The 24,415-nt window shown below is 59.0% G+C and carries 25 protein-coding genes; 19 read left to right on the forward strand and 6 right to left on the reverse strand.

All coding sequences use genetic code 11. The annotated features are described in order from the left end of the window. Nucleotides 1-148: 148 nt before the first annotated feature. Together DA373_RS11210 and mtgA are read right to left on the reverse strand one after the other, a co-directional pair. Nucleotides 149-901 (reverse strand): HAD-IIA family hydrolase, encoded by a 753-nt coding sequence (locus DA373_RS11210; protein ID WP_107852403.1) that lies wholly within the window; start codon nucleotides 899-901, stop codon nucleotides 149-151. Nucleotides 902-986: 85 nt separating this feature from the next. Beyond that, nucleotides 987-1,664: a monofunctional biosynthetic peptidoglycan transglycosylase gene (gene mtgA, locus DA373_RS11215; protein ID WP_107852404.1), complete on the reverse strand. Its 678-nt coding sequence runs from the start codon at nucleotides 1,662-1,664 to the stop codon at nucleotides 987-989. 123 nt (nucleotides 1,665-1,787) lie between these two features. On the opposite strand from mtgA, the gene DA373_RS11220 reads away from it, so the two are divergent. Both DA373_RS11220 and DA373_RS11225 read left to right on the forward strand, forming a co-directional pair. Beyond that, on the forward strand, nucleotides 1,788-2,810 hold the full coding sequence (locus tag DA373_RS11220) for an adenosine deaminase (RefSeq protein ID WP_107852405.1): 1,023 nt from the start codon (nucleotides 1,788-1,790) through the stop codon (nucleotides 2,808-2,810). A 151-nt stretch (nucleotides 2,811-2,961) separates the two neighbouring features. Beyond that, nucleotides 2,962-3,753, forward strand: coding sequence for a sulfite exporter TauE/SafE family protein (locus DA373_RS11225; protein ID WP_107852406.1), 792 nt, complete (start codon nucleotides 2,962-2,964; stop codon nucleotides 3,751-3,753). A gap of 157 nt (nucleotides 3,754-3,910) precedes the next feature. On the opposite strand, the gene lpxM is transcribed toward DA373_RS11225, so the two are convergent. Then, on the reverse strand, nucleotides 3,911-4,879 hold the full coding sequence (gene lpxM / locus DA373_RS11230; protein WP_107852407.1) for a lauroyl-Kdo(2)-lipid IV(A) myristoyltransferase: 969 nt from the start codon (nucleotides 4,877-4,879) through the stop codon (nucleotides 3,911-3,913). Between the two features lie 55 nt (nucleotides 4,880-4,934). Next, on the reverse strand, nucleotides 4,935-5,708 hold the full coding sequence (locus tag DA373_RS11235; RefSeq protein ID WP_107852408.1) for a DUF3025 domain-containing protein: 774 nt from the start codon (nucleotides 5,706-5,708) through the stop codon (nucleotides 4,935-4,937). 223 nt (nucleotides 5,709-5,931) lie between these two features. Here DA373_RS11235 and DA373_RS11240 point away from each other — a divergent pair, with 223 nt between their 5' ends. After that, entirely contained in the window at nucleotides 5,932-6,357 is a 426-nt protein-coding gene (locus DA373_RS11240) for an ATP-dependent zinc protease family protein (RefSeq protein WP_232821263.1), read from the forward strand. A gap of 49 nt (nucleotides 6,358-6,406) precedes the next feature. Here the strand turns inward: DA373_RS11240 and DA373_RS11245 are convergent, their stop codons facing one another. Beyond that, on the reverse strand, nucleotides 6,407-6,505 hold the full coding sequence (locus DA373_RS11245) for a MetS family NSS transporter small subunit (protein ID WP_107852410.1): 99 nt from the start codon (nucleotides 6,503-6,505) through the stop codon (nucleotides 6,407-6,409). Further along, nucleotides 6,502-7,977, reverse strand: a complete 1,476-nt coding sequence (locus tag DA373_RS11250) for a sodium-dependent transporter (protein ID WP_107852411.1) — start codon at nucleotides 7,975-7,977, stop codon at nucleotides 6,502-6,504. Before DA373_RS11250 ends, DA373_RS11245 begins: the two co-directional genes overlap by 4 nt. A gap of 573 nt (nucleotides 7,978-8,550) precedes the next feature. Between DA373_RS11250 and DA373_RS11255 the strand changes: the two genes are divergently transcribed. The 16 genes from DA373_RS11255 to DA373_RS11330 all read left to right on the forward strand — a co-directional run bounded on the left by DA373_RS11255 (nucleotide 8,551) and on the right by DA373_RS11330 (nucleotide 24,377). Continuing rightward, nucleotides 8,551-8,760, forward strand: coding sequence for a DUF1127 domain-containing protein (locus DA373_RS11255; protein WP_107852412.1), 210 nt, complete (start codon nucleotides 8,551-8,553; stop codon nucleotides 8,758-8,760). Between the two features lie 153 nt (nucleotides 8,761-8,913). Continuing rightward, nucleotides 8,914-11,568 (forward strand): response regulator, encoded by a 2,655-nt coding sequence (locus DA373_RS11260; protein ID WP_232821264.1) that lies wholly within the window; start codon nucleotides 8,914-8,916, stop codon nucleotides 11,566-11,568. A 251-nt stretch (nucleotides 11,569-11,819) separates the two neighbouring features. Then, entirely contained in the window at nucleotides 11,820-13,073 is a 1,254-nt protein-coding gene (locus DA373_RS11265; protein WP_107852414.1) for a D-amino acid dehydrogenase, read from the forward strand. A gap of 125 nt (nucleotides 13,074-13,198) precedes the next feature. Further along, nucleotides 13,199-14,080 carry an AEC family transporter gene (locus tag DA373_RS11270; protein WP_107852415.1) on the forward strand — a complete coding sequence of 294 codons (882 nt, stop codon included), beginning with the start codon at nucleotides 13,199-13,201 and terminating at the stop codon, nucleotides 14,078-14,080. Between the two features lie 119 nt (nucleotides 14,081-14,199). After that, nucleotides 14,200-15,054: an MSHA biogenesis protein MshI gene (locus tag DA373_RS11275; protein ID WP_107852416.1), complete on the forward strand. Its 855-nt coding sequence runs from the start codon at nucleotides 14,200-14,202 to the stop codon at nucleotides 15,052-15,054. Continuing rightward, nucleotides 15,051-15,629: a PilN domain-containing protein gene (locus tag DA373_RS11280; protein ID WP_107852417.1), complete on the forward strand. Its 579-nt coding sequence runs from the start codon at nucleotides 15,051-15,053 to the stop codon at nucleotides 15,627-15,629. Before DA373_RS11275 ends, DA373_RS11280 begins: the two co-directional genes overlap by 4 nt. Then, nucleotides 15,626-16,270 (forward strand): MSHA biogenesis protein MshJ, encoded by a 645-nt coding sequence (locus DA373_RS11285; protein WP_107852418.1) that lies wholly within the window; start codon nucleotides 15,626-15,628, stop codon nucleotides 16,268-16,270. Before DA373_RS11280 ends, DA373_RS11285 begins: the two co-directional genes overlap by 4 nt. After that, entirely contained in the window at nucleotides 16,263-16,595 is a 333-nt protein-coding gene (locus DA373_RS11290; protein ID WP_107852419.1) for an MSHA biogenesis protein MshK, read from the forward strand. The genes DA373_RS11285 and DA373_RS11290 overlap by 8 nt, the downstream gene beginning before the upstream one ends. Beyond that, the gene (mshL, locus tag DA373_RS11295) at nucleotides 16,592-18,196 is read left to right on the forward strand and encodes a pilus (MSHA type) biogenesis protein MshL (RefSeq protein ID WP_107852420.1); all 1,605 of its coding nucleotides are present in this window, start codon (nucleotides 16,592-16,594) and stop codon (nucleotides 18,194-18,196) included. The genes DA373_RS11290 and mshL overlap by 4 nt, the downstream gene beginning before the upstream one ends. Nucleotides 18,197-18,198: 2 nt before the next feature. After that, nucleotides 18,199-18,954, forward strand: coding sequence for a tetratricopeptide repeat protein (locus DA373_RS11300; RefSeq protein WP_107852421.1), 756 nt, complete (start codon nucleotides 18,199-18,201; stop codon nucleotides 18,952-18,954). Continuing rightward, nucleotides 18,932-20,629 (forward strand): GspE/PulE family protein, encoded by a 1,698-nt coding sequence (locus DA373_RS11305; RefSeq protein WP_107852422.1) that lies wholly within the window; start codon nucleotides 18,932-18,934, stop codon nucleotides 20,627-20,629. Before DA373_RS11300 ends, DA373_RS11305 begins: the two co-directional genes overlap by 23 nt. Beyond that, nucleotides 20,629-21,852 carry a type II secretion system F family protein gene (locus DA373_RS11310; RefSeq protein ID WP_107852423.1) on the forward strand — a complete coding sequence of 408 codons (1,224 nt, stop codon included), beginning with the start codon at nucleotides 20,629-20,631 and terminating at the stop codon, nucleotides 21,850-21,852. The genes DA373_RS11305 and DA373_RS11310 overlap by 1 nt, the downstream gene beginning before the upstream one ends. A gap of 165 nt (nucleotides 21,853-22,017) precedes the next feature. Continuing rightward, a complete protein-coding gene (locus DA373_RS16570; RefSeq protein ID WP_107852424.1) occupies nucleotides 22,018-22,494 on the forward strand; it encodes a pilus assembly FimT family protein in 477 nt (158 codons plus the stop codon). A gap of 53 nt (nucleotides 22,495-22,547) precedes the next feature. After that, complete coding sequence (locus DA373_RS11320; protein WP_107852425.1) at nucleotides 22,548-23,075, forward strand: prepilin-type N-terminal cleavage/methylation domain-containing protein; 528 nt, start codon at nucleotides 22,548-22,550, stop codon at nucleotides 23,073-23,075. Further along, complete coding sequence (locus tag DA373_RS11325) at nucleotides 23,062-23,616, forward strand: type IV pilus modification PilV family protein (RefSeq protein WP_107852470.1); 555 nt, start codon at nucleotides 23,062-23,064, stop codon at nucleotides 23,614-23,616. Before DA373_RS11320 ends, DA373_RS11325 begins: the two co-directional genes overlap by 14 nt. Further along, on the forward strand, nucleotides 23,613-24,377 hold the full coding sequence (locus tag DA373_RS11330; protein WP_107852426.1) for a type II secretion system protein: 765 nt from the start codon (nucleotides 23,613-23,615) through the stop codon (nucleotides 24,375-24,377). Before DA373_RS11325 ends, DA373_RS11330 begins: the two co-directional genes overlap by 4 nt. Nucleotides 24,378-24,415 lie beyond the last annotated feature (38 nt).

The following is a 24,415-nucleotide window of genomic DNA, read 5'->3' on the forward strand; positions in this document are numbered from 1 at the left end:
AGCCCACCAAATTGAGTATTGTTGGCAAACAAAGAAGGTGCTGGATGAAAACCGACCATCTTGAAAAGGTGCTAAAAGCAGGAATTTCAAAATTGATTGAAAACTAAGCGCTCATGCGTTCACCCTGGTTTTCATCCCCGCATGTGGATCAGAACAGGTCGATGTCGTTCACCGAACTGTAGATATGCTGGGGCCGGAACGGCATTTTGTCGATATCCGCCACCTGGCTCACACCGGTGAGCACCAGCACGGTTTCCAGCCCGGCCTGAAAGCCGGCGAGAATGTCGGTGCGCAGGTTGTCGCCCACGATCAGGGTATTTTCGGAATGGGCGTCCATGTGGTTGAGGGCGGCGCGTACTATCCAGGCGCTGGGCTTGCCCACGTAAAACGGCTTTTTGCCGGTCATGCGCTCAATGGGGGCACAGAGGGCGCCACAGGCCGGGTGCATCTGGGGGCCGTGAGTGTCGGGGTTGGTGGCAATAAAGCGGGCGCCGTCGGCCACAAAGCGGGCGGCCATCTGGATCATGCTCCAGTTGTAGTTGCGGGTTTCGCCCACCACCACAAAATCGGGGTCGATATCGGTAATGGTAAAGCCGGCCTTGTAGAGCTCGTGGATCAGCGCCCCTTCACCGATGACATAGGCCTTTTCGCCGCTCTGGCGTTTGAGAAAGTCGGCGGTGGCCATGGCGGACGTGTAAAAACAGCGTTCCGGCACTTCTATGCCGGCGGAGTAGAAGCGGTTTTGCAGATCTTTCGGAGTCTGTGCCGGGTAGTTGGTGAGAAACAGCAGGTTGATGTTTTGCTCCAGCACCCGGCGTACAAAGGCATCGGCACCGGGAATGAGATCGTTATTGTGCAGAATAACGCCGTCGATATCGCATATAAGGTTGTTTTTATTCATTGGCTCTCCTTGTACCGGTGTGCTTGCCGGCCTGGTTCACACTCTGTTGCCAGAATATGACAGACTCATGACAGCGTTAAGGTTTTTATGATGGTTCAATGCAATCGAGCCAGCCACCCAGGGCATTGATGCGCCGGGAAATGGCCACCGCCCGCTGCTGCACATAGGCGGAAGGGCGGCCGGCGGAGAAACGGCGGGGGTTGGGCAGCACGGCCGCCAGCAGCGAAGCCTGGTGGCGGCTGAGACTGGCGGCAGAGGTATTGAACCAGGCCCGGGCCGCCGCCTCGGCGCCGTAGATGCCGGGGCCGAACTCGGCAATATTGAGATAGAGGGTGAGAATGCGTTCCTTGCTCAGCAGCAGCTCCAGCATGGGGGTATAAAGCGCTTCCAGCCCCTTGCGGGTATAGCTGCGCCCCGGCCACAGATAGAGGTTTTTGGCGGTCTGCATGCTGATGGTGCTGCCGCCCCGCAGGCGGCCGCCGTCGGCGGCTTCGCTCAGCACATCGCCGAAGGCTTCCCAGTCAAAGCCGCGATGACGGCAGAACTTGTTGTCTTCGGCGGCGATCACCGCCATTTTAAGCTGCTTTGAAATACGCGGGGCGGGTTGCCAGTCCTTGTGCAGGCTTTCTCCCTCAAACAACCGGATCACCATCAGCGGGGTGATCGGCACCGGCACAAAACGATACACCAGGGTCAGCGCCAGGGGCATCAGTATCAGCAGCACGGCCAGCCAGCCGAGCAGGCGTTTGAACAGGGTGGTCATGTTTTGTACTCCCTTTGCCATGGGCAGATCACGGTTTTCTCTTTGAGCGCCATGTGAATCTTAGGTGGTGAGCGATTCTTTGTTATCTTTAGTAACAAGCCGGCAGCATTAAGGAGAGGTGCCATGTCTGCATTTATCGAGCAACTGCCGAAGGTGGAACTGCACCTTCACATTGAAGGCTCACTGGAGCCGGAGCTGGTGTTTGCCCTGGCCCGGCGCAATGGTATCACCCTGAATTACGCCGATGAAAGTGCCCTGCGGGCGGCGTACGACTTTCACGATCTGCAGTCGTTCCTGGATATTTATTACGCGGGCATGAGCGTGTTGCAGACCGAGCAGGACTTTTTCGACATGACGTATGCCTATCTGCAGCGGGCACACGGCGAGCATGTGCGTCATACCGAAATCTTTTTTGACCCTCAGGCCCACACCGACAGGGGCGTGCCCTTTTCGGTGGTGATCACCGGCATTCACCGGGCGCTGGAGCAGGCCAGGCATGAATGGGGCATGAGCAGCCGGCTGATCATGTCCTTTTTGCGTCACCTGCCGGAAGAGTCGGCCATAGAAACCCTGCGTCAGGCCGAGCCGTTTCACCCCTTTCTGACCGGGGTGGGCCTGGATTCCGCCGAAAAAGGCAACCCTCCCGAGAAGTTCCGGCGGGTATATGCCCTGGCCCGGGAGCAGGGCTACCGGCTGGTGGCTCATGCCGGGGAAGAAGGGCCACCACAATATATTCGGGATGCGCTGGCGTTATTGCAGGTAGAGCGCATCGATCACGGGGTGGCGGCCATTGAGGATCCGGCACTGATGGACGAACTGGCCGAAGCGCGTATTCCGCTGACCGTGTGCCCGTTGTCGAACCTGAAACTCAAGGTGGTGAATTCGATGGCCGATCATCCCATGGCAAGGCTGCTGCAGGCGGGCCTGTGCGTGACCGTGAACTCGGACGATCCGGCCTATTTCGGCGGCTATATGAACGCCAATTATCTGGCTCTGCAGCGCGGACTGGGCATGAGTGATGCCGAATTGCTGCAACTGGCGCTGAACGGGGTGGAAGCCTGCTGGCTGTCTCCGGAAGAAAAAGCGCTGCTGATGCGGGATATTCGGGCACACGGAGAACAATACGGTATTTACCCGGTACGCTGAAGGCCGGCGGGTGGTAAACACAGCCCTGTTTTCAACCATTGCATTCAAGCCTCATTCTTTAATGAGATTGAGATAAATTACATTCTCCCCTTTTCCTTTTCTCCCGGCTTGGGTAGCTTATTGGGTCTTTTTTTATTTTCAGGGAGCCGAAATGATTTGGTTGATGTACATGGTGCTGGGAGCCTTTGCCGGCACCCTGGCGGGGCTGTTTGGTGTGGGCGGTGGCCTGATTATTGTGCCGGTGCTGATCTTCAGCTTTAACCTTCTGGGGATAGGCGGTGAGCTGGTGGCCCATATTGCGGTGGGCACCTCGCTGGCCACCATCATGTTTACCTCCCTCAGTGCCATTCACACCCATCATCAGCGCCGGGCCATCGACTGGAAGCTGGCGGCCATGCTGTCGGCGGGCATCGTGGTCGGTGCCTGGCTGGGCGGCTATACCGCGGACAAAATGTCGGGGCTGCAGCTGCAGCGGGTGATTGGCCTGTTCGCCTGGCTGATGGCGGCGCAGATGCTGTTCAACCTGATGCCGAAAGGCAGTGGCCGCTTGCCGGGCAAGCCGGTGCAGGTGGCCATGGGCGGCTTTATTGGCTGGGCCTCGGGCATTTTCGGTATTGGTGGCGGCTCGCTGACGGTGCCGTTTTTAAGCTGGTGCTCGGTGCCCATGCAGCGGGCGGTGGCGGTGTCGTCGGCCTGCGGTTTTCCCATCGCCCTGGTGGGCGCACTCAGCTATGTGGTGCACGGTCTGGAGCACGACAACCTGCCGGCTGAAGCCTGGGGCTATGTGTATCTGCCGGCGTTGATCGGCATCAGTGTGGCCAGTGTGCCTTTTGCCCGGGTGGGCGCCATTCTGGCTCACAAGCTGTCGGCGGCCGTGCTCAAACGTGCCTTTGCGGTATTTTTGCTGCTGGTCGGCGCCAAGTTTCTGCTGTTTCCGGCTTAAAAACGGGGATTAGGGATTGGGGAATAGGGATTCGATTCCCTACTCCCTATTCCCTAGTCCCGCTTTTCCCGTGTGGCAATCCAGTCGTCAGCCTTGGCCACCGCCCATAGGATCAGCAGGCCAAGGCACACCAGCCCTGCGTAGTGCAGCCAGTCCATCAGCGTCCCCTTATTCTGCGAATGCCGGCCTCGTAGCGGCCTTCCCGGCTGTCTACCTGAGTCTGAAAGTATTTCAGGAACCACATGTACTGCTCGGGCCAGTCGCCGAGCAGGGTTTCAATTTCGGCGTTCATGGCCCGGGTATCGGCGGTGAGATCCGCGGTGGGGTAAGGCTCCATGGGCGGGCGAATGATCAGCTCATAGCGATGTTCTTCTGTGTTGTACACGCTCAGCACCGGCAGCACCCGGGCACCGGTCAGTTTCACCAGCTTGGGCAGGGCCGGCAGGGTGGCCTTCATTTCGGCGAAAAAGGGCACAAAAATGCTGGCTTCGCGGCCGTGATCCTGATCCGGCAGATAGAAGAAATGCTTGCCGTCGCGAATGGTTTTAATCACCGCCTTAATGCCGGCGTCCCGCTCGTAGACGATGCCGTTAAAACGAGTCCGCTGGCGGTTGATAAACCAGTCAAATAACTCGTTTTTGGCGCTGTGCATCATGGTGCACATGGGCATGCCCAGAGAGGTCAGATAGAGTCCGCCGGCGTCGATGGCCCAGGTGTGGGGGATCATAAAGATAATCTGCCTGTCGTCGGCCAGGCAGGCGTCGATATGCGCCTGGCCATGCACCTTGAAGCGGCTCTGCAGGTAATCGGGGCTGCGGGCGGTCCATTCGCCATAGGCAAAAAACGTCATCAGTCCGGTGCGGACGGAGTGCAGCAGCATGGCTTCCACGTCGGCCTCGGAGAGTTCGGGAAAACACAGCCGAATATTGGTGCGGGCAATGTAGCACTGCTTTTTGGCGAACTTCACCAGCAGGGGCGCAAAGGCACCGGCAAAGGCATCGCGCAGGCGCACCGGCAGCCAGGCCAGCAGCCACAGTGTGGCCAGCGACAGCCAGGTCGGCCAGTAGCGCGGGTGCAGGTAGCGGGACTTGAATTGTGCATCATAAACGGGATCGTGCCCGGACATAACATCATCCTCTCAATGACAAGGGCGCCAAGTGTATGCAAAAAACGGTGGCAATTCACCTTTGCCGGCGTGGGCGGAAATAGTCGGTATTGTTGTAAAATTCAGGCGCTTCGCTGGCGGGCCACCAGCCGGGAATGCCCAGCAGTGGCAACGGCCGCAGCGGTCTGGGTTGATCGAACAGGGCGCAGGCCTGCAGTTGTTCACACAGGCGCCGGTCAAGCTCGGGATATTGTCCGGCTCGCGGGCGCTCAAAAAAATCGTCGGGCATGGGCACTACCACCGCCTTGGCGGTCAGGCCGATAAAGGGGCTCAGCGCCTGCTCGTAGAGGGCATGGCCAAACACGAAGGGTTGCCAGTGGTGACCCCAGCGGGCCCGCCGCTCGAGAAACAGGGTTTGCCAGTCGTGAGCCTGCAACAGGGCCCCAATGTCGTCTCCTTCGGGCACGGCCAGCACCAGGCCGCACTCGTCGAAATGGGTGACCCTGTCCCGGCGCGGCGTGCGCTTGCGGGCGCCGAATTCGGCAATGTGCTCCATGTGCAGCCGGTTCAGCAGGGTTTTGGTTTGAGGAAACAGGTGCCAGATCACGGCACCGAAAAAGTCGTGCCAGTTGGCGGAGCGGGTGGGCACCTGGCCCTGTGCCACCGCTTCTTCGTAATAGCAGTTCAGGGCTGCAAAGGCTGCATCATCGATAAAGCGCACCGGCCCCTGAGCGGCCAGCTGCTGGTTCAGACCGGCCATGTCCGGCCAGTCGGGGGTTTTAAATGCCACCAGGCCGGTCAGCTGGCCGAGAATGGCGTTGCGCGTGGTAAAATCGGGATCCCAGTTCATCGGTAGTCCGTCGGCATAAAAACCGCCAAGCATACGCCTGGCTGTGGTAAAAGTTCAGCATATTTTATGTGGCGGCCATATTCCCGCCGCTGTGTGCTTGAGTAAAATGATGGCGACAATGGCTGACGCACGAGGAGTGCCGATGAAACGGGTGTTACAGGTAATCTGGTTGATGTGTTTATTGCTCCCTGGTGCTGTGGCCCAGGCGGCAAGTGGTGAGAGTGTGAAAATAGATAATAAATGGTTATTGGGTCGTGTGGAGTGGTTGTGGTTGCCGGCGCTGGAAGACAGTGTCAAGGCGCGGGTTGATTCCGGTGCCAAGACCTCGTCGATATCGGCCACCGACATTGAAGAGTTTGAGCGGGAAGGTAAAACCTGGATTCGGTTTCGCTTTCTTCACGACCGTCATTCATCTCGTCTGGAAGCGCCCCTCAGCCGTTATGTGAGAATTCGCCAGGCCAACAGCAAAAAGGCGGATCGCCGGCCGGTGATCCTGCTGCCGGTGCAGGTGGGCGATCTGGAGAAGGAAGTGGAGTTCACCCTCAAGGATCGCACCCGTATGCTGTATCCGGTGTTGCTGGGCCGCGAATTCATGAACGACGATGTGCTGATCGATCCGTCCCGGCGCTTTGTGCAACCCAAAAACTAAAAAAAGGGGTCGGAGTCGTTTTTCTAAAATGACTCCGACCCCTTTTATTTTACTGCCTGGCCTTCATGGCCCGGCGAATGCACAGGGCGGCTCCGCCCCAGGTAATGCCAAGTCCTATCAGCATCATGATAATGGCGCCGGTGCTCATGCTTTCACCTCCTGTTTGCTGCTGGCGTTGATAATGATGGCCACCACCAGCATCACCGCAATCATGCCCCAGCCGATAAACAGAATTTCGTTATCGCTGTAGCCGCCGTAGTTCTCCTTAAAGGCCCCGGCGATGTTGTTGAACAGGATCACCGCCAGCATGGCGATGGACAGGAACTTGATGCACAGCTGCCACCAGATGCCGATGGTAAACTCCGACAGTTCATTGGCCCGTTTCTGGTAGTCGGACAGCTTGCACAGCCAGCCCACCAGGAACAGCTCAAGCAGACAGGAGCCCAGCAGCGCCATGTTGTTGATAAAGTGATCCACCAGATCCAGCAACAGCAGGCCGCCTTCGGTAATAAACAGCAGGCTGACTACAAAGCCGGTGCCACAGAAGATGGTGGCGGTTTTCTGCCGGCTCCAGCCGGTTTTGCCCATCAGGCCGGTGGTGACCGCTTCGGCGATGGAAATGTGCGAGCTGATCCCGGCAAACACCAGCGCCAGGAAGAACATGGGACCCATTACGCCGGGGGCGGGCAGCAGGTTGATGGCGGTGGGCAGGGTGACAAAGGCCAGGCCCACCCCCGAGCTGACCACGTCGGTCAGCGCCTTGTCCTGAGCCTGAGCCATGTAACCCAGGGCGCCAAAGATCATGATGCCGGCCAGCATGGAGAAACCGCAGTTCATCAGCACCGTCATAAAGGCGTTGTTGTTGATGTCGGACTTTTCCGGCAGATAGCTGGCGTAAGACAGCATGATGGCAAAGCCCACACTCAGGGTGAAGAAGATCTGGCCGTAGGCGGCAGACCATACCTTGAGATCCCAGATCTTGCTGAAATCGGGCTCCAGCAGCCAGTTAATGCCGTTCAGCGCACCGGGCAGGAAGGCGATGCGGCCGATTAACAGCAGCACCAGCACAAACAGCAGTGGCATCAGCACCTTGTTGATTTTCTCAATGCCGCCCTTCACGCCCCGGAAGGTGGCAAAGAAGCTGGCGGCCCAGGCCAGTACCAGCGGCAGCAGCAGGTGTGTCTGAATGCCGCCCAGGTTGGATGGAGAGTTGTCACCCAGGCCCAGGAATTCACCAAAGAAGAAGGCGTTGCTGTCGTCGCCCCAGCTCTGATCCAGGGCAAACCAGACATAGGACATGGCCCAGGCGATGACCACCACATAATAGAAGGCGATCACGGCACAGATCATCACCTGAAACCAGCCCAGCCATTCAAAGCGGTGGTTCAGCCGGCGCAGAATGCCGGGGGCGCCGGCACGGTATTTCTGACCCAGGGTAAACTCCAGGATCATAAAGGGAATGCCGGCGGTCAGCATGGCAAACAGATAGGGAATGAAGAAGGCGCCACCGCCGTTCTCGTAAGCCATGTAGGGGAAGCGCCAGATGTTACCCAGGCCAACGGCAGAGCCGACCGCCGCCAGGATAAAGCCGGTGCGAGAACCCCATTGTTCTCGTTTCATAACGATGCCTCGTAAGTAGGAAAATATAACTACAGGATAGTTTTGCCGGGCGCAGGGTAGGGGCAGGCAGCGGCAAAATCAACGCGCCGATCTGCTGGTTTTAGTTGTTTATGCCTTACATGTGGGGGTGTTGTGGTTGAAAGTTGGAATTATTTATAACTTTATATTGTTAATCTGGTGTTATTCTCTTTGTTATCGCGGCGGGGCAGCGAAATCGTGTTTTTTGCATTTTGATAAAAACTGTCGGTGCCTACCCATTCCGGCAGGTAACAAGGCGGATTGAGAATTATGCAGTGTTTACTGGCGACATGGCCGTTATTTACAAGCACAAACTCGTGTTTTTCGCATAAAAATTCACAAAATAAAGCTAACTATACTTCCATCAGATTTTCTTATGCATCGGCAGGCCGGCGCAAGGTTGCCTGCCTGAAAAACAAGGGTTAACAAGTTGTTTTCTTACCTGGTGTGCGTCATTTGCCATTAGTTTTTTTTATTTTGCCACCAAAGAAAAGTCGGTTGAGTGCGTCCGGGGCGCTGCCTATGCTGTGCCCGCATTCACACAGGAGGCGCGATATGAACACTGTCCATTATTCTTCCCGGCCTGCCGCCGGACACCAACCCGCCACCCATTCGGCCGGCCTGCTGGCTACCCTTGGTCTCTGGCTGCGTCGCAGCCGCACCCGTCGTGAGCTGGCAGAGCTGCCCCCTCATCTGCTGAAGGATATTGGTCTGAACGAGTCCGATCGCTACCAGGAGATCAGCAAGCCGTTCTGGCAACAATAATCGCAGGGAATGCGCCTCGACAAACAAGCCGCTGCCAGTCAGCGGCTTTTTGCTTTGTTGAGGCCGCAGCAGCACCCGCTGCGCGGTAATGATAGTATGTGCTCTTTTGGATCTGTGTGTGACGGCGGCCAGGAGCAAGGATTGATGATGGGTATGACAAAACCCGGTATTCGTTTTCACAAGCGAGGCTGGTTGCTGCCGCTGCTGGTGGTGGTGCTGATCTTGCTGATACAGGGGGTTGGCCTTTACCGCCAGTATGAAAACGGCCGTCAGCTGCTGCGCTACGCCGGGCCTGTTGTGGATGAGCTGTATCATATTCATCACCGGGTGATGATGCCCGATGCGGAAGGCGTGGCGTTGCTGGATGACAAGGTGCGTCAGCTCAGCGTGCTGTTGTCCCGGTTCAGGGAGCATGTACGTCAGGCGGATATGCTTGGCCTGGCCGGCGAGCATCAACCGGATGAATATCTTAAAACCCTGCAGCAGCTGCAGGAGGCGGAGCTGCACGCCCGCCACAGCCTGGCCGTGTTTGGAGATGCGCTGGCGCGGGTTCCCCAGGCTGACACCGATCCGGATCTGCAGGCCTTGTTGCGGGACAGCCGGCTTTATCTGTACACCACCAATCCGTTGTTTGTGCGCGAGCTGGAGCGGGAAGTGGCCTTGCTCAGGCAGCAGGATGTGCCGGCGCAGGCGCTGGATGAGGCCCTGTATGCCCATGATATTTATACGGCCAACCTGCACCAGCTGATCGGTCTGCGTCACCGCTTTGCCGCCACCAATATCGGCGACTTTTATGACTGGATTTCCGGCTGGCGCTCACGCACCGACCAGAGTCGCGACCGCTTGCTGGCACTGGCCATGATGCTGGTGCTGGGGTTGTTGTGTGCGGTGGGCGGCGCCCTGTATCTCAATAATCGCAAATGGCGTCAGGCCAGTGAAAGCGCCCGCAGCCTGGCCCAGGCAAAAACCGATTTTCTGGCCAACATGAGTCATGAAATCCGTACTCCCATGAATGCGGTGATCGGGTTTGTATCCTTGCTGCAGCAAACGCCCCTCGATGCCCGCCAGAGTGATTATCTGTCAAAAATTCGGCTGTCTTCCGACAATTTGCTGTTGCTCATCAATGACATTCTCGATCTGACCAAGGTGGAAGCCGGCAAGCTGGAGCTGGAGGACATTGGTTTTGACCTGAACGAGCAGCTGGAACGCCTGGCCGGCCTGTTTGCCGATATGTCGGAGCAGAAGCAGCTCGAAGTCATTATCAACAAGGCGGCCAATGTGCCGGATCGCCTGCAGGGAGACCCGCTGCGGCTGGGTCAGGTGCTGACCAACCTGGTCAGCAATGCGCTCAAATTCACCGAGCGGGGCGAGGTGGTGCTGAATATCTCGGTGACGGATGAAAGCGAGCCCCGGCTGTGCTTTGAAGTGCGCGATACCGGTATTGGCATCATGCCCGAGCAGCAGGAGCTGCTGTTCCGGTCCTTCAGCCAGGTGGACGCCAGCACCACCCGCAAATATGGTGGCAGCGGGCTGGGCCTCAGCATCTGCCGGCACCTGGTTGAGCTGATGGGAGGCAATATTCAGGTCAGCAGTGTGGCGGGCCAGGGCTCGGTGTTCACCGTACATTTGCCGCTGCGTCCGGCCACTGACAGCTGGCCGGTAACGGAGCCGGTGTTTGAGCCGGGGTGCAGGGTGCTGGTGGTTGATGACAACGCTGATGCGCTGGAAGTGATGAGCAGCATGCTGACCCGTGCCGGGTTTGTGGTGTATACCGCCATGAACATTGAGTCGGCCAAAGCCCTGCTGCACCAGCGTGGCCCCGAGCTGCAACTGGCCCTGATCGACTGTTGTCTGGGCCGGGAGAATGGCATGGATCTGGCCCGCTTTATTCGGCAGCAGCCCTGTTTCGATGCGCTGTCGATTGTGGTGGTCAGTGCCTTTGGCCGGGATCGGCCGGCAGCGCGCATGCGCGCCCTTGGCATTGAACATTATGTCTCCAAGCCGGTGACCTGGAACCGGCTGTCTGAGTGCCTGGCCTCCGTCCTTAACCCGCAGCCGGCACCAGAGCAGGCCGGACACATGGACGCCGATAACCGTTTTTACCGGCAGCGGCTGGCGGGCTGCCATGTGCTGCTGGCGGAAGACAACCGGCTTAACCAGCAGCTGATCGTGGAATACCTCGGCCGGGTCGGGGTCAGGGTTACCCTGGCCGATAACGGACGTCAGGCGGTGGAACAGGTCACCCGTCAGCCTTTTGACGCCATTCTGATGGATTTGCAGATGCCTATTCTTGACGGCCTTGAGGCGACCCGCCAGATCCGCCGGCTGCAGCATCATCATGATGTGCCCATTATTGCCCTGACCGCCAGCGCCATGCGCAGCGACCGGGAAAACAGCCTGGAGTCGGGCATGAACACCTATGTTTCCAAGCCGGTCAGCAGCACCGAGCTCTACCAGGCTTTGATGGAGCTGTGTGGCAGACCGGCGACAGAGATGCCGGTGGCACCTGTACCCGAGCAGGCTTCCGCGGCAGTGAAGCCGAGCGGGGAAGCCGTGGCCAGTCTGCTGGAGTGCCGGGATCAGTTGTGGCTGCTGCAGGCCGCTCAGGCAGAGCATAACTGGGCTGAAGCCGGCCAGTTACTGAGTGAGCTGGCGCAATGCGCCGGCGCGGCCGGTGAAATCGCGCTGGCCCGGCAGGCTGAAGGGGCTCTGGTCTGGCCCGGTCAGGGAGAAGCACTGCCTCATGCCCGGCTGACGGTACTGCAAAAAGAGCTCGACAGGGCGCTGGAGCGTCATGAAAGTGGCTGATATACCCGATTTGTGATGCTCGTCACAGCTTGTTTCTTGCTGGTTTTAAATTCTGATTTTTTTAAAATTTATGGAATTTTATTTTCAGGTGTAAACTCCCCGCAGACTAACCTGTAATCCCCGTCAGACCCGCCCTTCTGCAGGCCGGCAAGCAGGCTGGCCGCCGTATTTTTTTGTGATTAATCTCGCTGGATCTTTCCCGTTTTTTAGATGATATTCTCGTGCAACAGGCATCTTGATAGGGGAGTGTTATGAAAGTATTGGTTCTTGGTAGTGGTGTTGTCGGCGTAACCAGCGCCTGGTATCTGGCTTGTCAGGGGCATGAGGTGGTGGTGCTGGATCGCCAGCCCGATGCAGCCGAAGAAACCAGTTTTGCCAATGCCGGCCAGCTTTCCTTTGGCATGTCTTCCCCCTGGGCCGCACCCGGTATTCCGGTCAAGGCCATGAAGTGGATGTTCCAGTCCCACGCACCGCTTAAGGTGCGCCCCGGCACCAATCCGGCACAGTGGAAGTTTATGCTGTCGATGCTGGCCAACTGCAATGAAAAATCCTACGGCATTAACAAGTCGCGCATGGTGCGGGTGTCGGAGTACAGCCGTCAGTGCATCAACGCCCTGCAAAACGAGCTGGGGCTGCCCTTTGAAGGACGTAAAAAAGGCCTGCTGCAGGTGTTCCGCACCCAGAAGCAGATAGACGATGCCGCCAAGGACATCAGGGTGCTGCAGGAATTCAACGTTAACCACGCCATGCTCAGCGTGGAAGAATGTATTGCCCGTGAGCCGGCGCTGGCCCGGGTGAAAGAAAAACTGGTGGGCGGACTGCATTTTCCGGACGATCAGACCGGTGACTGCAACCTGTTTACCAAGGCGCTGGTAAAGAAATGTCAGGAAAAGGGCGTGGTATTCAAGTTCAATACCGAGATCAAGGCGCTGGTGCGTGATGGCGACGAGATTCGCGGTGTGCAGACCGATCACGGCCTGGAAACCGCCGATCAGGTGCTGGTATGCATGGGCAGTTATTCGCCTTTCCTGCTGACCCCGCTGGGGATCAGCCTGCCCATTTACCCGGTGAAGGGCTACTCCCTGACCATTGAAGTCAACAAGGATGAGGACGCGCCCCAGTCCACCATTATGGATGAGACTTACAAGGTGGCCATTACCCGCTTCGACAATCGTATTCGCGCCGCCGGTACCGCCGAACTGGCCGATTTTAACAAGGATCTGCCCGCTGCCCGCCGGGAGACCATTGCCCACTCGGTGAGCAGCCTGTTCCCGAAAGGCGGCAAGGTGGATGAGGCCGAGTTCTGGACCGGTTTCCGCCCCATGACTCCGGACGGCACGCCCATCATCGGGGGCACCCGCTACAAGAATCTGTGGCTGAACACCGGCCACGGCACCCTGGGCTGGACCATGGGTGCGGGCTCCGGCAAACTGATTGCCGATCTGATCTCCGGCAATCAGCCGGACATCGACAGCAACGGCCTGGATTTCAGCCGCTACGGCTGATACCGGAGCGCGGGTCCTGTCCCCGAATGAGGGCAGCCTGCCCGCCATGCATGCGGATTGCCCCCGCATCTGGACACTGAAAGCCAAAAGACGCACTATGGCCGTTTTTTGGCTTTCTTCATTTTATGCTGCTCACTTTGCTCAACATTGTGCTGCCGGTGTTTGCCGTGGTGGCGGTGGGATATATCTTTGGCCGCCGCCAGCGCAATCCGGACATGGGCTTTGTCAACCTGGCCAACGTGGCGGTGTTTTGCCCGGCACTGGTGTTTTCCGCCCTTATTCACAACCCGGTGTCCCTGGCAGACAGCTGGCCGCTGATCCTGGCCGGCGTGCTGTGCATTACCCTGCCGGGCCTGCTGCTGGGCCTGTTTCGTTTTCAGGGGCTGGAACGCCGTACCCTGGTGCTGGCGGGCATGTTCCGCAACACCGGCAATATTGGCATTCCGCTGATGATGCTGGCCTACGGCGAGGAGCAGCTGGGCGCCATTATCATTCTTTTTGTGCTGTCCAACCTGCTGCACTTTTCCCTGGGGCTGTTTATTCTTTCCCGCGAGGCCGGTCGCTGGCAGTGGCTGAAAAACCCCATTGTGTGGGCGGCGCTGGCCGGCGTGTTGCTGGCGGATCACAAATCCCTGTTGCCCGACTTTGTCTATACCAGCGCCGATCTGCTGGGACAGATGGCGGTGCCGCTGATGCTGTTTGCCCTGGGAGTACGGCTGTCGGTAGGGGAAGTGGGCAATCTGGGGCTGGCCTTTCGTGTGAACATTCTCTACCTGCTGGCGGGCGCCGTGTCTTTTGTGCTGGTGGCCTGGTGGCTGCCGCTGACTAACGAGTGGCTGCAGCTGCTGGCGCTGTCGGTGATGCTGCCCCCGGCGGTGCTTAATTACCTGTTGTGCGAGCAATATCGCTGCCAGCCCGATAAAATGGCCAGCATTGTGTTGCTGGGCAACGTCATGGCGGTGGTGATTATCCCGGTGGTGGTGTACCTGACCCTGCGTTATCTATGAACCCGGCTTTTCAAGTGTGCACCAAGTGTTGCTTTTGTTTTATACAAGCCTCTGTTTAATAAACGGTTTCAACTGTTTATACTGGTTTTTTTTGGGTGTTTCCGGAACAAAGGGCCTGCATGTTCAAATGGTTTAAATCTGCTCCAGGCAGTACCGCCGTGGGGGTGTACCTGACCCAGAGCGCCCTTTATGGTGTGGAAGAGCAGTATCCGCAGCAGGTGGTGGAAAGACCGCTGATCAGTGGCGAGCGTCCTGCCGCCGCGCTGGCGGCGCTGGTGGAAGAGCAGCACTGGCAGGGACGACGGCTGCGGCTGGCCCTGGGCCGGCAGTACTGGCGTCAGGTGCAGCTCGACAAGCCGGCCATGCCCGATGAAGAGCTGGCCCAGGCGCTGCCCTGGTGTATGCGTGAGCTGGTGGATGAACCGGTGGAGCAGCTGCTGTTTGACTATATCGATCTGCCACCGGGCCCTCAGGGCACGGATCGCATTGCCGTCTATTACAGCCAGCGCACCCGGCTGGCAGAGCTGGCGAGGGCGGTGTCGCCCCTGTGCGAGATTGAAACCATGGGCATCGACGAGCTGGCCATGTGCAACCTGCTGGCGCCGGAGCAGCGCGGCCTGGTGCTGCACAAGGTACCGGGGCAGGAGCTGACCATGACCTTTATTCATCAGCGCCAGTGGCATTTTTCCCGTACCATTCGTGGCTTTCAGGCGCTGGATGACGAGACCATGGCGGCGGATCAGTTCGTGTTCGACAACCTGCTGCTGGAACTGCAGCGCAGCATCGACTACGCCACCGGTCAGCTCAGGCTGAATGCACCGGAGCAGTGGTTTCTGGCCCTGCCCCGGCAGGTGACGCCGGCGGTGCAAACCGCCATCAGCCAGGTGTTCAGCATTCAGGCGGAGTCGCTCAGCAACGAGCACCTGTCGCCGGTCAGCCTGCCGGCTCTTGGCATTCTGCAGGGGGCGTCGTGAAAACGCGTATTGAGTTTTACCAGGCCTCGATCAGGCCGGTGCGGGATATTCCCACCCTGCGTCAGTTTGTGCTGGGCCTGGTGGTGATGGCGCTGCTGTGGGGAGCGGCCTTTGCCTGGCAAAACCTTGATAACCATCGTCTGGCGGCGGACAATCGCAGGCTGCAGCAGCAGCTGGCGGCGGCACAGAGCAATGTGGCCCAGTTGCAGCAAAGTGTGGCGCTGCTGAACGGGAGCCAGGATGACGGCGAGCGGCTGCGGCTGGAACGGGATATTCGCACCCGCCGTCAGCTGCTGGGCCTGCTGAGCCGGGAGCAGCTGGTGTCTTATGCCAGTACGCTGGAGGATCTGGCCCGGGTGCCCTGGAGCAGAGTGTCGCTGACCAGCGTGCAATTACAGGGCCAGGCCATGACCCTGACCGGCCAGGCCAGCGATGCCGCTGCGGTGCCGGCCTGGATCCTGGGGTTTGACGGGTACCCAAGCCTGACCCGGCGGGAATTTGGCAAGTTCAATATTTACCGCACCGACACCGGTGGCCTGAACTTCAGCCTGCACAGCGATGGAATGACGCAATGAAACAGCGCCTTGAGCAGTTAAACAGCGGCTTTATGGCCCGGCCCAGACGCGAACGCGGGTTGCTGATTGCGGCCGGCTGGGCACTGGCGGGCTGGCTGGGGCTGGTGCTGTTTGAGCAAAGCGTGCAGGCCACGGGTGAGCAACTTCAGGCCGAACACCGGCGTCTTGAAAAGCAGCTGATCGGGCAGCAGGAGCTTATCAACGAATTTTATCGTCGTGTTGACGAGCTGAAGGCAAACGATCAGGGCCCGCGCATTGAACGGCTTAACCGCCAGCTCAGCCGGCTCAACAGCAATGTGGATCAGCGCATGCGCTCGCTGGTGGGGCCGGAGCAGATGGCCGGGCTGCTGCTCTCGGTGCTGGAGCAGGGCAGTGGTCTGACCCTGCTGGGGCTGACCAACCTGCCCGCCGAGGAAATGGCCCAAAGCCGGGAAGGCGGCCAGCGGCTTTATCGTCATGGCCTGGCGCTGGAGCTCAGCGGCAGTTACCTGCAGTTGCTCGACTATGCAAAGCGCCTTGAAAGCCTGAGCGGGCGTATTTTCTGGAACAGCCTGAGCTTTGAGCTTGAAGCCTATCCCACCGGCCATATTCGGCTGGAGTTTTTTACCATCAGTCAAAACAAGGAGCTTCTTCGTGGTTAATGCCAGCGCCTTGCTGTTTACCCTGCTGAGTGCTGCCGGCAGCCTGCAGGATCCCACCCGGCCCCTTGCCGCCCCGGCACCGAGCGCCACCGGGCAGAGCCAGCAGCAGATGGACGATGTCCCGGCCGAGCCCCGGTTGCAGGCGACTTTTAGCGGAGATGGTCAGCCCAGCGCCATTCTTGACGGCCGGCGCTATGTGCCGGGCGACACCATAGGCGCCTACCGGCTGGTGCGCATTAGCGACGGGCAGGTGATGCTCGAACGGCAGGGAAAAGGCCTGACCCTGTCCTTGTTCCCCTTCTTTGACAACACGGAAACCCCATGAAACGGACGATACGACCTCTGGCCCTGGCGCTGCTGTCTGCCGGCCTGACCGCCTGTGTGCACGCTCCCGACGGCTCTCTGCCCAGGCAGGCGCTGGATGAGGCTCTGCAGACCCGGCCCGACCCCGTGCCGGTGGCGGTAGAGCAGGAGTTGCTGGGCAGTCGTCGTCCGCTGAGTGTGCCGCCGGCGGCACCCCTGCGCCGGTTTGACGTATCGGCCCGGGAGGTGGACGCCCGTGAGTTTTTTGCCGCCCTTGGCAGCCAGCATAATGTGAGCATTGCGGTGCATCCGGAGGTAAACGGCACCATTACCCTGAACCTGCGCCGGGTGACCCTGCCGGAAATACTGGAGGCCATTTCCAGCCTTTATGGCTACGGCATTGAACACCGTAACGGGGTGTATCAGGTGTTTGCCAATGGCGTGCGCAGCCGGACCTTTAACGTGAACTACCTGATGCTGTCCCGCAATGGCCGGTCGCAGACCGCCATCAGTGGCAGCAGCCTGGCCAATGGTGAAGGCAGCGGTGGCGAGGGCAGCGCCACCCGCATTAACACCGAGTCGAGCAATGATTTCTGGGCCGATCTGGAAAGCGCCCTGGGCCGGCTGATTGGCGATGAACAGGGCCGGGTGGTGGTGACCAACCCCCAGGCCGGGCTGATCACGGTGCGCGCCGCCCCCGACGAGCTGGCGCTGGTGGAAGACTTTCTTGCCCGTGCCGAACGTCAGCTCAAGCGTCAGGTGATCCTGGAAGCGCGCATTGTGGAAGTGGAGCTGAACGACGGTTATGAGCAGGGAATCGACTGGCAGCATATCAGCCGGGGAGCCGATGCCGGCAGTGTTGCCGGTGACCGCGGTGGCCTGCTCAATCCCGTGGCGACCCTGCTCAGTGCCGGCGGCTCACTGCAGTCTTACGTGGATCAGGTGTTTACCTTCAGCGACGGAGACTTCAGCGTGGTGGTCAACATGCTAAGAACCCAGGGGGAGGTGAATACCCTGTCCAACCCCAGGGTAACCACCAGCAATAACCAGAAGGCGGTGATCAAGGTGGGCACCGACGAGTATTTTGTGACCGATTTTTCACTGACCACCACCACCAACAGCGCCACCAGCGAAACCACGCCCGACATTGAGCTGACCCCGTTCTTTTCGGGCATATCGCTGGATGTGACGCCCCAGATTGCCGAGGACAACCGGGTATTGCTGCATATTCACCCGTCGGTCAGCGAAGTGACGGATGTGACCAAGGTGATTCAGTTTGGAGAAGGTCAGTCGGTGGCACTGCCGCTGGCCAGCAGCACCATTCGGGAGTCGGATACCATAGTGGAGGCCCGCTCCGGTGAAGTGATTATTATCGGGGGCCTGATGCAGGAAAAGCAGCTCAGCAGTGAGTCTGGTCTGCCGGTTCTCAGTGAGATACCGGTGATCGGTCAGTTGTTTAAAAACCAGAAAACCGGTAACCGGAAAAGCGAGCTGGTGATCATGCTGCGCCCGGTGGTGGTAAATGAAAACACCTGGCAAAACGAGCTGCAGCGCTCCCGGGATCTGCTGGAAAAATGGTATCCGCCTCAGTCAAATCCCTATTTGCGCCATCTCGGGGGTTAAGCATGAAATTGTGGAGTCTGGCCGCCGGCCTGCTGCTGGCAATGCCGTTTGCTCAGGCTCAGGATGCCGATCAGCCCGACTGGCAGGATCCGGTCTGGGCCGAGCTGATGGCCACGCCGCCGGCGGCCAGCGAGCTGAGCATTGTAGCCAGTGAGCTGAGTATTCATGAGATAACGACCAGCCGCCAGGAGCAACTGGCGGAAAGTGAGAAGGCCGCCGAGCTGGCCCTGGCCGCCGGCAACTGGGCCGGTGCCGAGCAGCATCTGCTGCAGGCGCTGGCCGGTTATCCGGGCGCCCACCGATTGCGGCTGAAACTGGCCTCCCTGCTCTATGGCCGCGGTGCCCTGAACGATGCCAGGGCCCAGCTGCAACAGGGGCTGGCGCTGTTTCCGCAACAGCCGGCGCTGCGCCTGACCCTGGCGCGTATTCTGGTGGCCGAACACCGCTTTGCCGCCGCCTGGAAGGTGCTGAATGGCGCCGATCCCGAACTGGCCGCGCATCTGGATTACTACGCCCTTATGGCCGAAGCCGGCCGGCGCAGCGGCCAGTGTGAGGCGGCCATTCCCCTTTATCACCGGTTGCTGGCACAGCAGGACAGTGGCCCCTGGTGGCTGGGGCTGGGGCTGTGCCAGCGCAGCCTGGGGCGGGATTTTACCGCCGCTTTTGAACAGGCCCGGGCCAGCGTGGATCTGGGCGTGGCCTCCCTGCAATTTGTGGAGCAGCAACTGGAGCAACATGGTACAACGCAAACTCACTAAGCGCCTTGGCGAGCTGCTGATTGACCACGGCGTGATCACGCCGGCCCAGCTTGACGTGGTGCTGCAAAAACAGCGTCAGGAAGGCGGCCGCATGGGGGCCGTGCTGGTGCAGATGGGCATACTGTCCGAGCGCGAGCTGCTCGGCTTTGTGGCCGAGCAGCTGGATATTCCGCTGCTGGATCTCAACAAAACCGAGATTAAGCCCGAGGCGGTTAAAGTGTTGTCGGAAGTGTATGCCCGTCGCTACCGGGCGCTGGTGATCGATGCCGACGATGTTCAGGCCAGGGTGGTGCTGGCCGATCCCGCCGACCTCGACACTCAGGACGCCATTGGCAATCTGCTGGCCCCCCGCGAGGTCCATCTGGCGGTGGCTCCCCACAGCCAGATGCTGGCCCTGTATGATCAGCTCTACCGGCGCACCGATGCCATTGCCAGCCTGGCCGGTCAGCTGCATGAAGAGCATGGCACCAGCCGCAGTGTGATTGAAACCGCCGGCCTGGAAGACAATGACGCCACCGTGGCCCGGCTGCTGAACTCCCTGTTTGAAGACGCCCTGCAGGTGGGGGCCTCCGATATTCATATTGAGCCCGATCACAAGGTGATCCGGCTGCGCATGCGGGTAGACGGCCTGTTGCAGGAAACCGAGCTGAAGGAAGTGGCCATTGCACCGGCGCTGGTGTCGCGGCTCAAGCTGATGGCCGGGCTGGATATTTCCGAGCGCCGGCTGCCCCAGGACGGCCGCTTTGAGCTCACCATCAAGAACAACCCGGTGGATGTGCGTATGGCCACCATGCCGGTGCAGTATGGCGAAGCGGTGGTGCTGCGGCTGCTGGATCAGTCCGGCGGCGCCCGCTCTCTGGAGCAGGCCGGCATGCCGGCTGCGCTGCTGGCCTCGTTTCGCCGCAAACTGGCCAGTCCCAATGGCATTATTCTGGTCACCGGCCCCACCGGCAGTGGTAAAACCACCACCCTCTATGGTGCGCTTTCCGAACTGAACACGCCGGAGCGGAAGATCATTACCGCCGAAGATCCGGTGGAATACCGGCTGCCCAGAGTGAATCAGGTGCAGGTGAACAGCAAGGTAGGGCTCACCTTTGCCCGCATTTTGCGCACCAGCCTGCGCCAGGATCCGGACGTGCTGCTGATAGGGGAAATGCGTGATCAGGAAACCGCCGAAATTGCCATGCGCGGCGCCCTTACCGGCCACCTGGTGTTGTCCACCCTGCACACCAATGATGCCCCCAGCTCGGCGGTGCGCCTGATGGACATGGGGGTGCCCGGCTATCTGGTGGCGAGTACCCTGAAGGCGGTGCTGGCCCAGCGCCTGGTGCGCAAAATCTGTGAATACTGCAAGGTGCCGCACCAGCCCGACGAGAGCGAGCGCCAGTTTTTGATGCACCTGAACCCGGACGCGGAGCAGGGACAGTTTTACCGCGGAGAAGGCTGCGCCAGCTGCAATCACAGCGGCTGCAAGGGCCGTGTGGGGGTGTTTGAATGGCTGGAGGTGAACCAGGCCATGGCCGATGCGCTGCGCCACCAGAACATTGAAGCCTTTGAGGCGGAAGTGGCTCAGCAGTCGGGCTTTATTACCCTGGCTGAGGCGGCGCTGGAGCAGGCATTGCAGGGTAATATTGCGGTGTCGGAAGTGCTGCGTCTGTCCGAGTGGGTGGACTGATGGCGTTTTATCACTACAAGGCCCGGGATCGTCAGGGCCAGCTCAGTGAAGGGCGCATGGAAGCCGCTTCCCCCCGGGCCCTTGCCGCCAGCCTGGCCCAGTCCGGGCTGATCCCGGTGGAAATGAAGGAAACCCGCTCCGGCACCAAAACCTGGCTGGCGTTGCGCCAGTTCCTGAAAGGGGGCATCAAGCCCGAGGCGCTGCTGATTTTAAGCCGCCAGCTGGCCTCGCTGACCCGGGCCGGCATTCCCATTCTGCGCATTGTGGAAGGGCTGCGCGACACCACGGATGTGCGGGTATTGAGAGTCGCCCTCGACGAGGTTGCTCAGGCCCTGAACGAAGGCCAGACCCTGGCCAATGCCCTGGCGGCCCATCCGCACCTGTTCAACAACCTGTTTGTGTCGCTGGTGGAAGTGGGCGAGAGCACCGGTCAGCTGGAGCAGGCGTTTTTACAGCTGGCCCATTACTACCAGCTGGAGCTGGATACCCGCCGGCGCATCAAGGCCGCCATTCGCTATCCCCTGTTTGTGAGCATGGCCATGGTGGCGGCCATGGCCGTTATTAACATTTATGTGATCCCGGCGTTCAGTGGCATTTTTGCCCGTCTGGGTACGGAGTTGCCCCTGGCCACCCGTTTGTTAATTGGCAGCTCTTATTTCTTTACCCATTACCTGGGGCTGCTGCTGGCCGGAGTGGCGGCCCTTGCCGGCGGTTTTATGTGGTATGTACGCACCCCGGGCGGCAGGCTGCGCTGGCATAAAACCCTGCTGCGCATTCCCATTGTGGGGCCGCTGATAAAGCGCATTTTGCTGGCGCGGTTTTGCCGCAGCTTTGCCATGATGCTCTCCGCCGGTGTGCCCATTACCCGGGTGCTGCAACTGGCCGGCAGCGCCACCGATAATGCCTTTCTGACTCAGGCCATTCACGGCATGAGCGAAGGGCTGGCGTCGGGCGACAGCCTGTCGGCGGTGGCCGGCAACAGCCGCGTCTTCACCCCGCTGATTTTGCAGATGTTCCGGGTGGGTGAAGAAACCGGCCGGGTGGATGAAATGGTGATGGAGGCGGGGCGCTTCTACGAGGAAGAGGTGGACTATGACATTGCCAACCTCTCTTCCCGCATAGAGCCCATTCTGATCACCGCCATTTCCGCCATGGTACTGGTGCTGGCGCTGGGCATTTTCACCCCCATGTGGGACATGGTGAACCTGGCGAAAGGTGGCTGAGCCGGTTTAACCACAATATTTGTGTGGATGGCCGGTTTTTGTACCAAAAGGGGTGGATTGCAGCGTTTTTGAACGGTAGGATATTGACCGGTGTTTTGAGAATTTTTTGAGCAAAATCATTAACTTTTTTGCAACAAAGTGGCAGTGGAAAGACAAGGAACAATTATGAGAAAAACAGCGGGTTTTACCCTGATTGAGCTGGTTATTGTGATCGTGATCCTGGGCATTCTGGGTGCGGTGGCTGCGCCGCGGTTTCTGAACCTGCAGGGGGATGCATATGGTGCTAACTTGGATGGGCTGAAAAACTCCATGGAGTCGGCAGCGACTCTGGCCAATACCAAAGCGATTCTGGATGGTATTGACTCAGCATCGTCAGCTACAGGTATATCGACTGGGATCAGTGGTGCTACATTTGTGTATGGCTACCCTGAAGCCGATGGTGATGGCATTATCGCGTTGCTGGATATCAGTGCATCATCTGCGGGTGATACGGCCGAGTACATTTATGATGACACTACCGATACTAAAGTAGTCATCCGCCCTCAAGAACGTAAGAACGTTGCTAATTGCTATGTTGAATATAACGATGCAGCGGACGCTCAAAGCCGTCCCGAGATAACCATTGTTAAATCCGGTTGCTAACACCGGAGCTTGTTAAAAGGCGGCTTAGGCCGCCTTTTTTAACTCCTGATCTTATGGCCAGGCAAAACGGCTTTACTCTGGTTGAACTGCTGGCGGCGCTGGTGCTGGTGAGCATACTGGCGGCGGTGGTTATACCGCGTCTGCCGGTGGGCAGCGACTTTAATGATACGCTGCAGGCCCGCAATCTGGCGGGGCTGTTGCGCCTGGCCCAGCTCAGGGCCATGAACGACCCACAAGCGCTGCGCGCCGGTTCCGACACCGATCGCTGTGGTGTGGTGGCCGTTACCAGCGAAGGTGTATCACTGTCGGCGGGCTGTAATAACCCCACCCTGCTTACCAACCTGACCAGCCCGGATCCCAATCTTTGGCTGGGTGCAAAACTGTCGGTGACTTCCAATGAAACGCCACCCTTTACCCTGCAGTTCGGTGAAGTGGCGGCCGATCCCGATTACCTCAGCAAAGACAGCCGGCTGGGCAGGCCCTATGTTAATGGTGCCCGCCTGACCAATACCCTGCAAATTACGCTTGGCGGTCATACCGTGCTGATAGAACCCGAGGGCTATGTCCATGTTGCGCCGTAACACCGGCCTCAGCCTGCTGGAATACGTAATAGGGCTGGCAATACTGGCGATTGTGCTGGTGGGGGTGGGGCTGTTTTTTTTAAGCCAGCCCCGTCAGCTGGATCCGGTATTTCAGTTTCGTGCCGTCACCCTGGGCGAAGCCCTGGCCGAACAGGTACTGGCGGTCAAGTACGATGATAATAACAAACCCGACAAGCAGCAGCGCTGTGTGAACAAGGATGCGAACAAGGAAAAGGAATCTGGCAAGGAACCTAACAAGGGAAATCATTGCAAGAACGAAGCCACGGCCCGCAGTGCATACCTGAGCCAGTTTGAGCACGTGGATGACTTTCGCCTCTGGTGTGGTGAAGACAAGGCCATTGCCGGTGATGAGCTTGCACAGCAACTGGGGCTGAGCCGCACCGGACTGTATGTCCGCTACACAGTGCAAACCTGCATAGAACACGAAAAAGGAACCTATTTAAAACAGGTCATCATCACCATTTCGGATCAAAATGGCAGTGATCTTTCCTTCACCCTGCACAGGTATAACATTCTATGAAGGCCCGTGGCTTTACCTTGCTGGAGCTGGTGATTGTGATGGTGCTGATTGGCATCAGCGTCGCCTTTGGCAGCCGCTTTATTGCTCAAATGGCCGACAGCTATATGGGCACCGCCGACCGCGCTCAGGCCTTGGCCGGCGCCCGTTTCTCCCTGGAACGCCTGCGCCGTGAGCTGGCAGTGGCCTATGGCCCCAGCGTGTATATCAGTGACAGCAACCGCTGCCTGTCTTTTGTACCTGCACTGGCGGCCGGCACCTACCGGCGTTCGGCAAAGGCAAGAAAGGCCATTTTTATGGTGCCGCTTAGCCTGCAGGGCGCAGAGATTAAAAATGCCAATATGGCCATTCGCGCCGACAGCGGCGAAGCCGCATGGCAACACTACCCCTCCAGTCTCTCTGCTGATGTTCAAAAACTGCTGGATCAAACCGAAGCTCCTGCCAGCCTGACGTTTGAACAGGCGCTGGGAAGCGATGCGACCGGTTTTCGCCACAATGGCCTCGGTAACGGCAACCGCCGGCGCTATACCCTGATAAAGGATGAACAGGTACGTTTTTGTACCGAGAACGGCAGCCTTTATCGCCAGGTTAACTCCGGCAGTGGCTGGAGCGACAAGGTATTGATGTTGACCGGGCTGGCGGATGATCAGGTGTTTTTAAATTATGACCACGCAACCCAATTGCTGACCATGGAGTTTGTGTTAGACACCCGGGACGGCGAGCTGGTGCTGCCCGGGCAATTGCAGGTGACCTATGCGCCGTAAACATATTCAAACCGGCAGCATGCTGCTCAGCGTGATTT

The sequence above is a fragment of the Oceanimonas marisflavi genome (genome assembly GCF_003049725.1).
GTDB classification, from domain to species: Bacteria; Pseudomonadota; Gammaproteobacteria; order Enterobacterales; family Aeromonadaceae; genus Oceanimonas; species Oceanimonas marisflavi.

What these genes read in the sequence shown, in the direction of transcription:
- DA373_RS11270 (WP_107852415.1), top strand. Translation starts at nt 13,199, where the DNA reads ATGCTGCTCACTTTGCTCAACATTGTGCTGCCGGTGTTTGCCGTGGTG.
- mtgA (WP_107852404.1), bottom strand. Translation starts at nt 1,664, where the DNA reads ATGACCACCCTGTTCAAACGCCTGCTCGGCTGGCTGGCCGTGCTGCTG.
- DA373_RS11310 (WP_107852423.1), top strand. Translation starts at nt 20,629, where the DNA reads ATGGCGTTTTATCACTACAAGGCCCGGGATCGTCAGGGCCAGCTCAGT.
- DA373_RS11265 (WP_107852414.1), top strand. Translation starts at nt 11,820, where the DNA reads ATGAAAGTATTGGTTCTTGGTAGTGGTGTTGTCGGCGTAACCAGCGCC.
- DA373_RS11285 (WP_107852418.1), top strand. Translation starts at nt 15,626, where the DNA reads ATGAAACAGCGCCTTGAGCAGTTAAACAGCGGCTTTATGGCCCGGCCC.
- DA373_RS11260 (WP_232821264.1), top strand. Translation starts at nt 8,914, where the DNA reads ATGACAAAACCCGGTATTCGTTTTCACAAGCGAGGCTGGTTGCTGCCG.
- DA373_RS11330 (WP_107852426.1), top strand. Translation starts at nt 23,613, where the DNA reads ATGAAGGCCCGTGGCTTTACCTTGCTGGAGCTGGTGATTGTGATGGTG.
- lpxM (WP_107852407.1), bottom strand. Translation starts at nt 4,879, where the DNA reads ATGTCCGGGCACGATCCCGTTTATGATGCACAATTCAAGTCCCGCTAC.
- DA373_RS16570 (WP_107852424.1), top strand. Translation starts at nt 22,018, where the DNA reads ATGAGAAAAACAGCGGGTTTTACCCTGATTGAGCTGGTTATTGTGATC.
- DA373_RS11235 (WP_107852408.1), bottom strand. Translation starts at nt 5,708, where the DNA reads ATGAACTGGGATCCCGATTTTACCACGCGCAACGCCATTCTCGGCCAG.
- DA373_RS11245 (WP_107852410.1), bottom strand. Translation starts at nt 6,505, where the DNA reads ATGAGCACCGGCGCCATTATCATGATGCTGATAGGACTTGGCATTACC.
- DA373_RS11320 (WP_107852425.1), top strand. Translation starts at nt 22,548, where the DNA reads ATGGCCAGGCAAAACGGCTTTACTCTGGTTGAACTGCTGGCGGCGCTG.
- DA373_RS11220 (WP_107852405.1), top strand. Translation starts at nt 1,788, where the DNA reads ATGTCTGCATTTATCGAGCAACTGCCGAAGGTGGAACTGCACCTTCAC.
- DA373_RS11255 (WP_107852412.1), top strand. Translation starts at nt 8,551, where the DNA reads ATGAACACTGTCCATTATTCTTCCCGGCCTGCCGCCGGACACCAACCC.
- DA373_RS11275 (WP_107852416.1), top strand. Translation starts at nt 14,200, where the DNA reads ATGTTCAAATGGTTTAAATCTGCTCCAGGCAGTACCGCCGTGGGGGTG.
- DA373_RS11325 (WP_107852470.1), top strand. Translation starts at nt 23,062, where the DNA reads ATGTTGCGCCGTAACACCGGCCTCAGCCTGCTGGAATACGTAATAGGG.
- DA373_RS11210 (WP_107852403.1), bottom strand. Translation starts at nt 901, where the DNA reads ATGAATAAAAACAACCTTATATGCGATATCGACGGCGTTATTCTGCAC.
- mshL (WP_107852420.1), top strand. Translation starts at nt 16,592, where the DNA reads ATGAAACGGACGATACGACCTCTGGCCCTGGCGCTGCTGTCTGCCGGC.
- DA373_RS11300 (WP_107852421.1), top strand. Translation starts at nt 18,199, where the DNA reads ATGAAATTGTGGAGTCTGGCCGCCGGCCTGCTGCTGGCAATGCCGTTT.
- DA373_RS11250 (WP_107852411.1), bottom strand. Translation starts at nt 7,977, where the DNA reads ATGAAACGAGAACAATGGGGTTCTCGCACCGGCTTTATCCTGGCGGCG.
- DA373_RS11225 (WP_107852406.1), top strand. Translation starts at nt 2,962, where the DNA reads ATGATTTGGTTGATGTACATGGTGCTGGGAGCCTTTGCCGGCACCCTG.
- DA373_RS11305 (WP_107852422.1), top strand. Translation starts at nt 18,932, where the DNA reads ATGGTACAACGCAAACTCACTAAGCGCCTTGGCGAGCTGCTGATTGAC.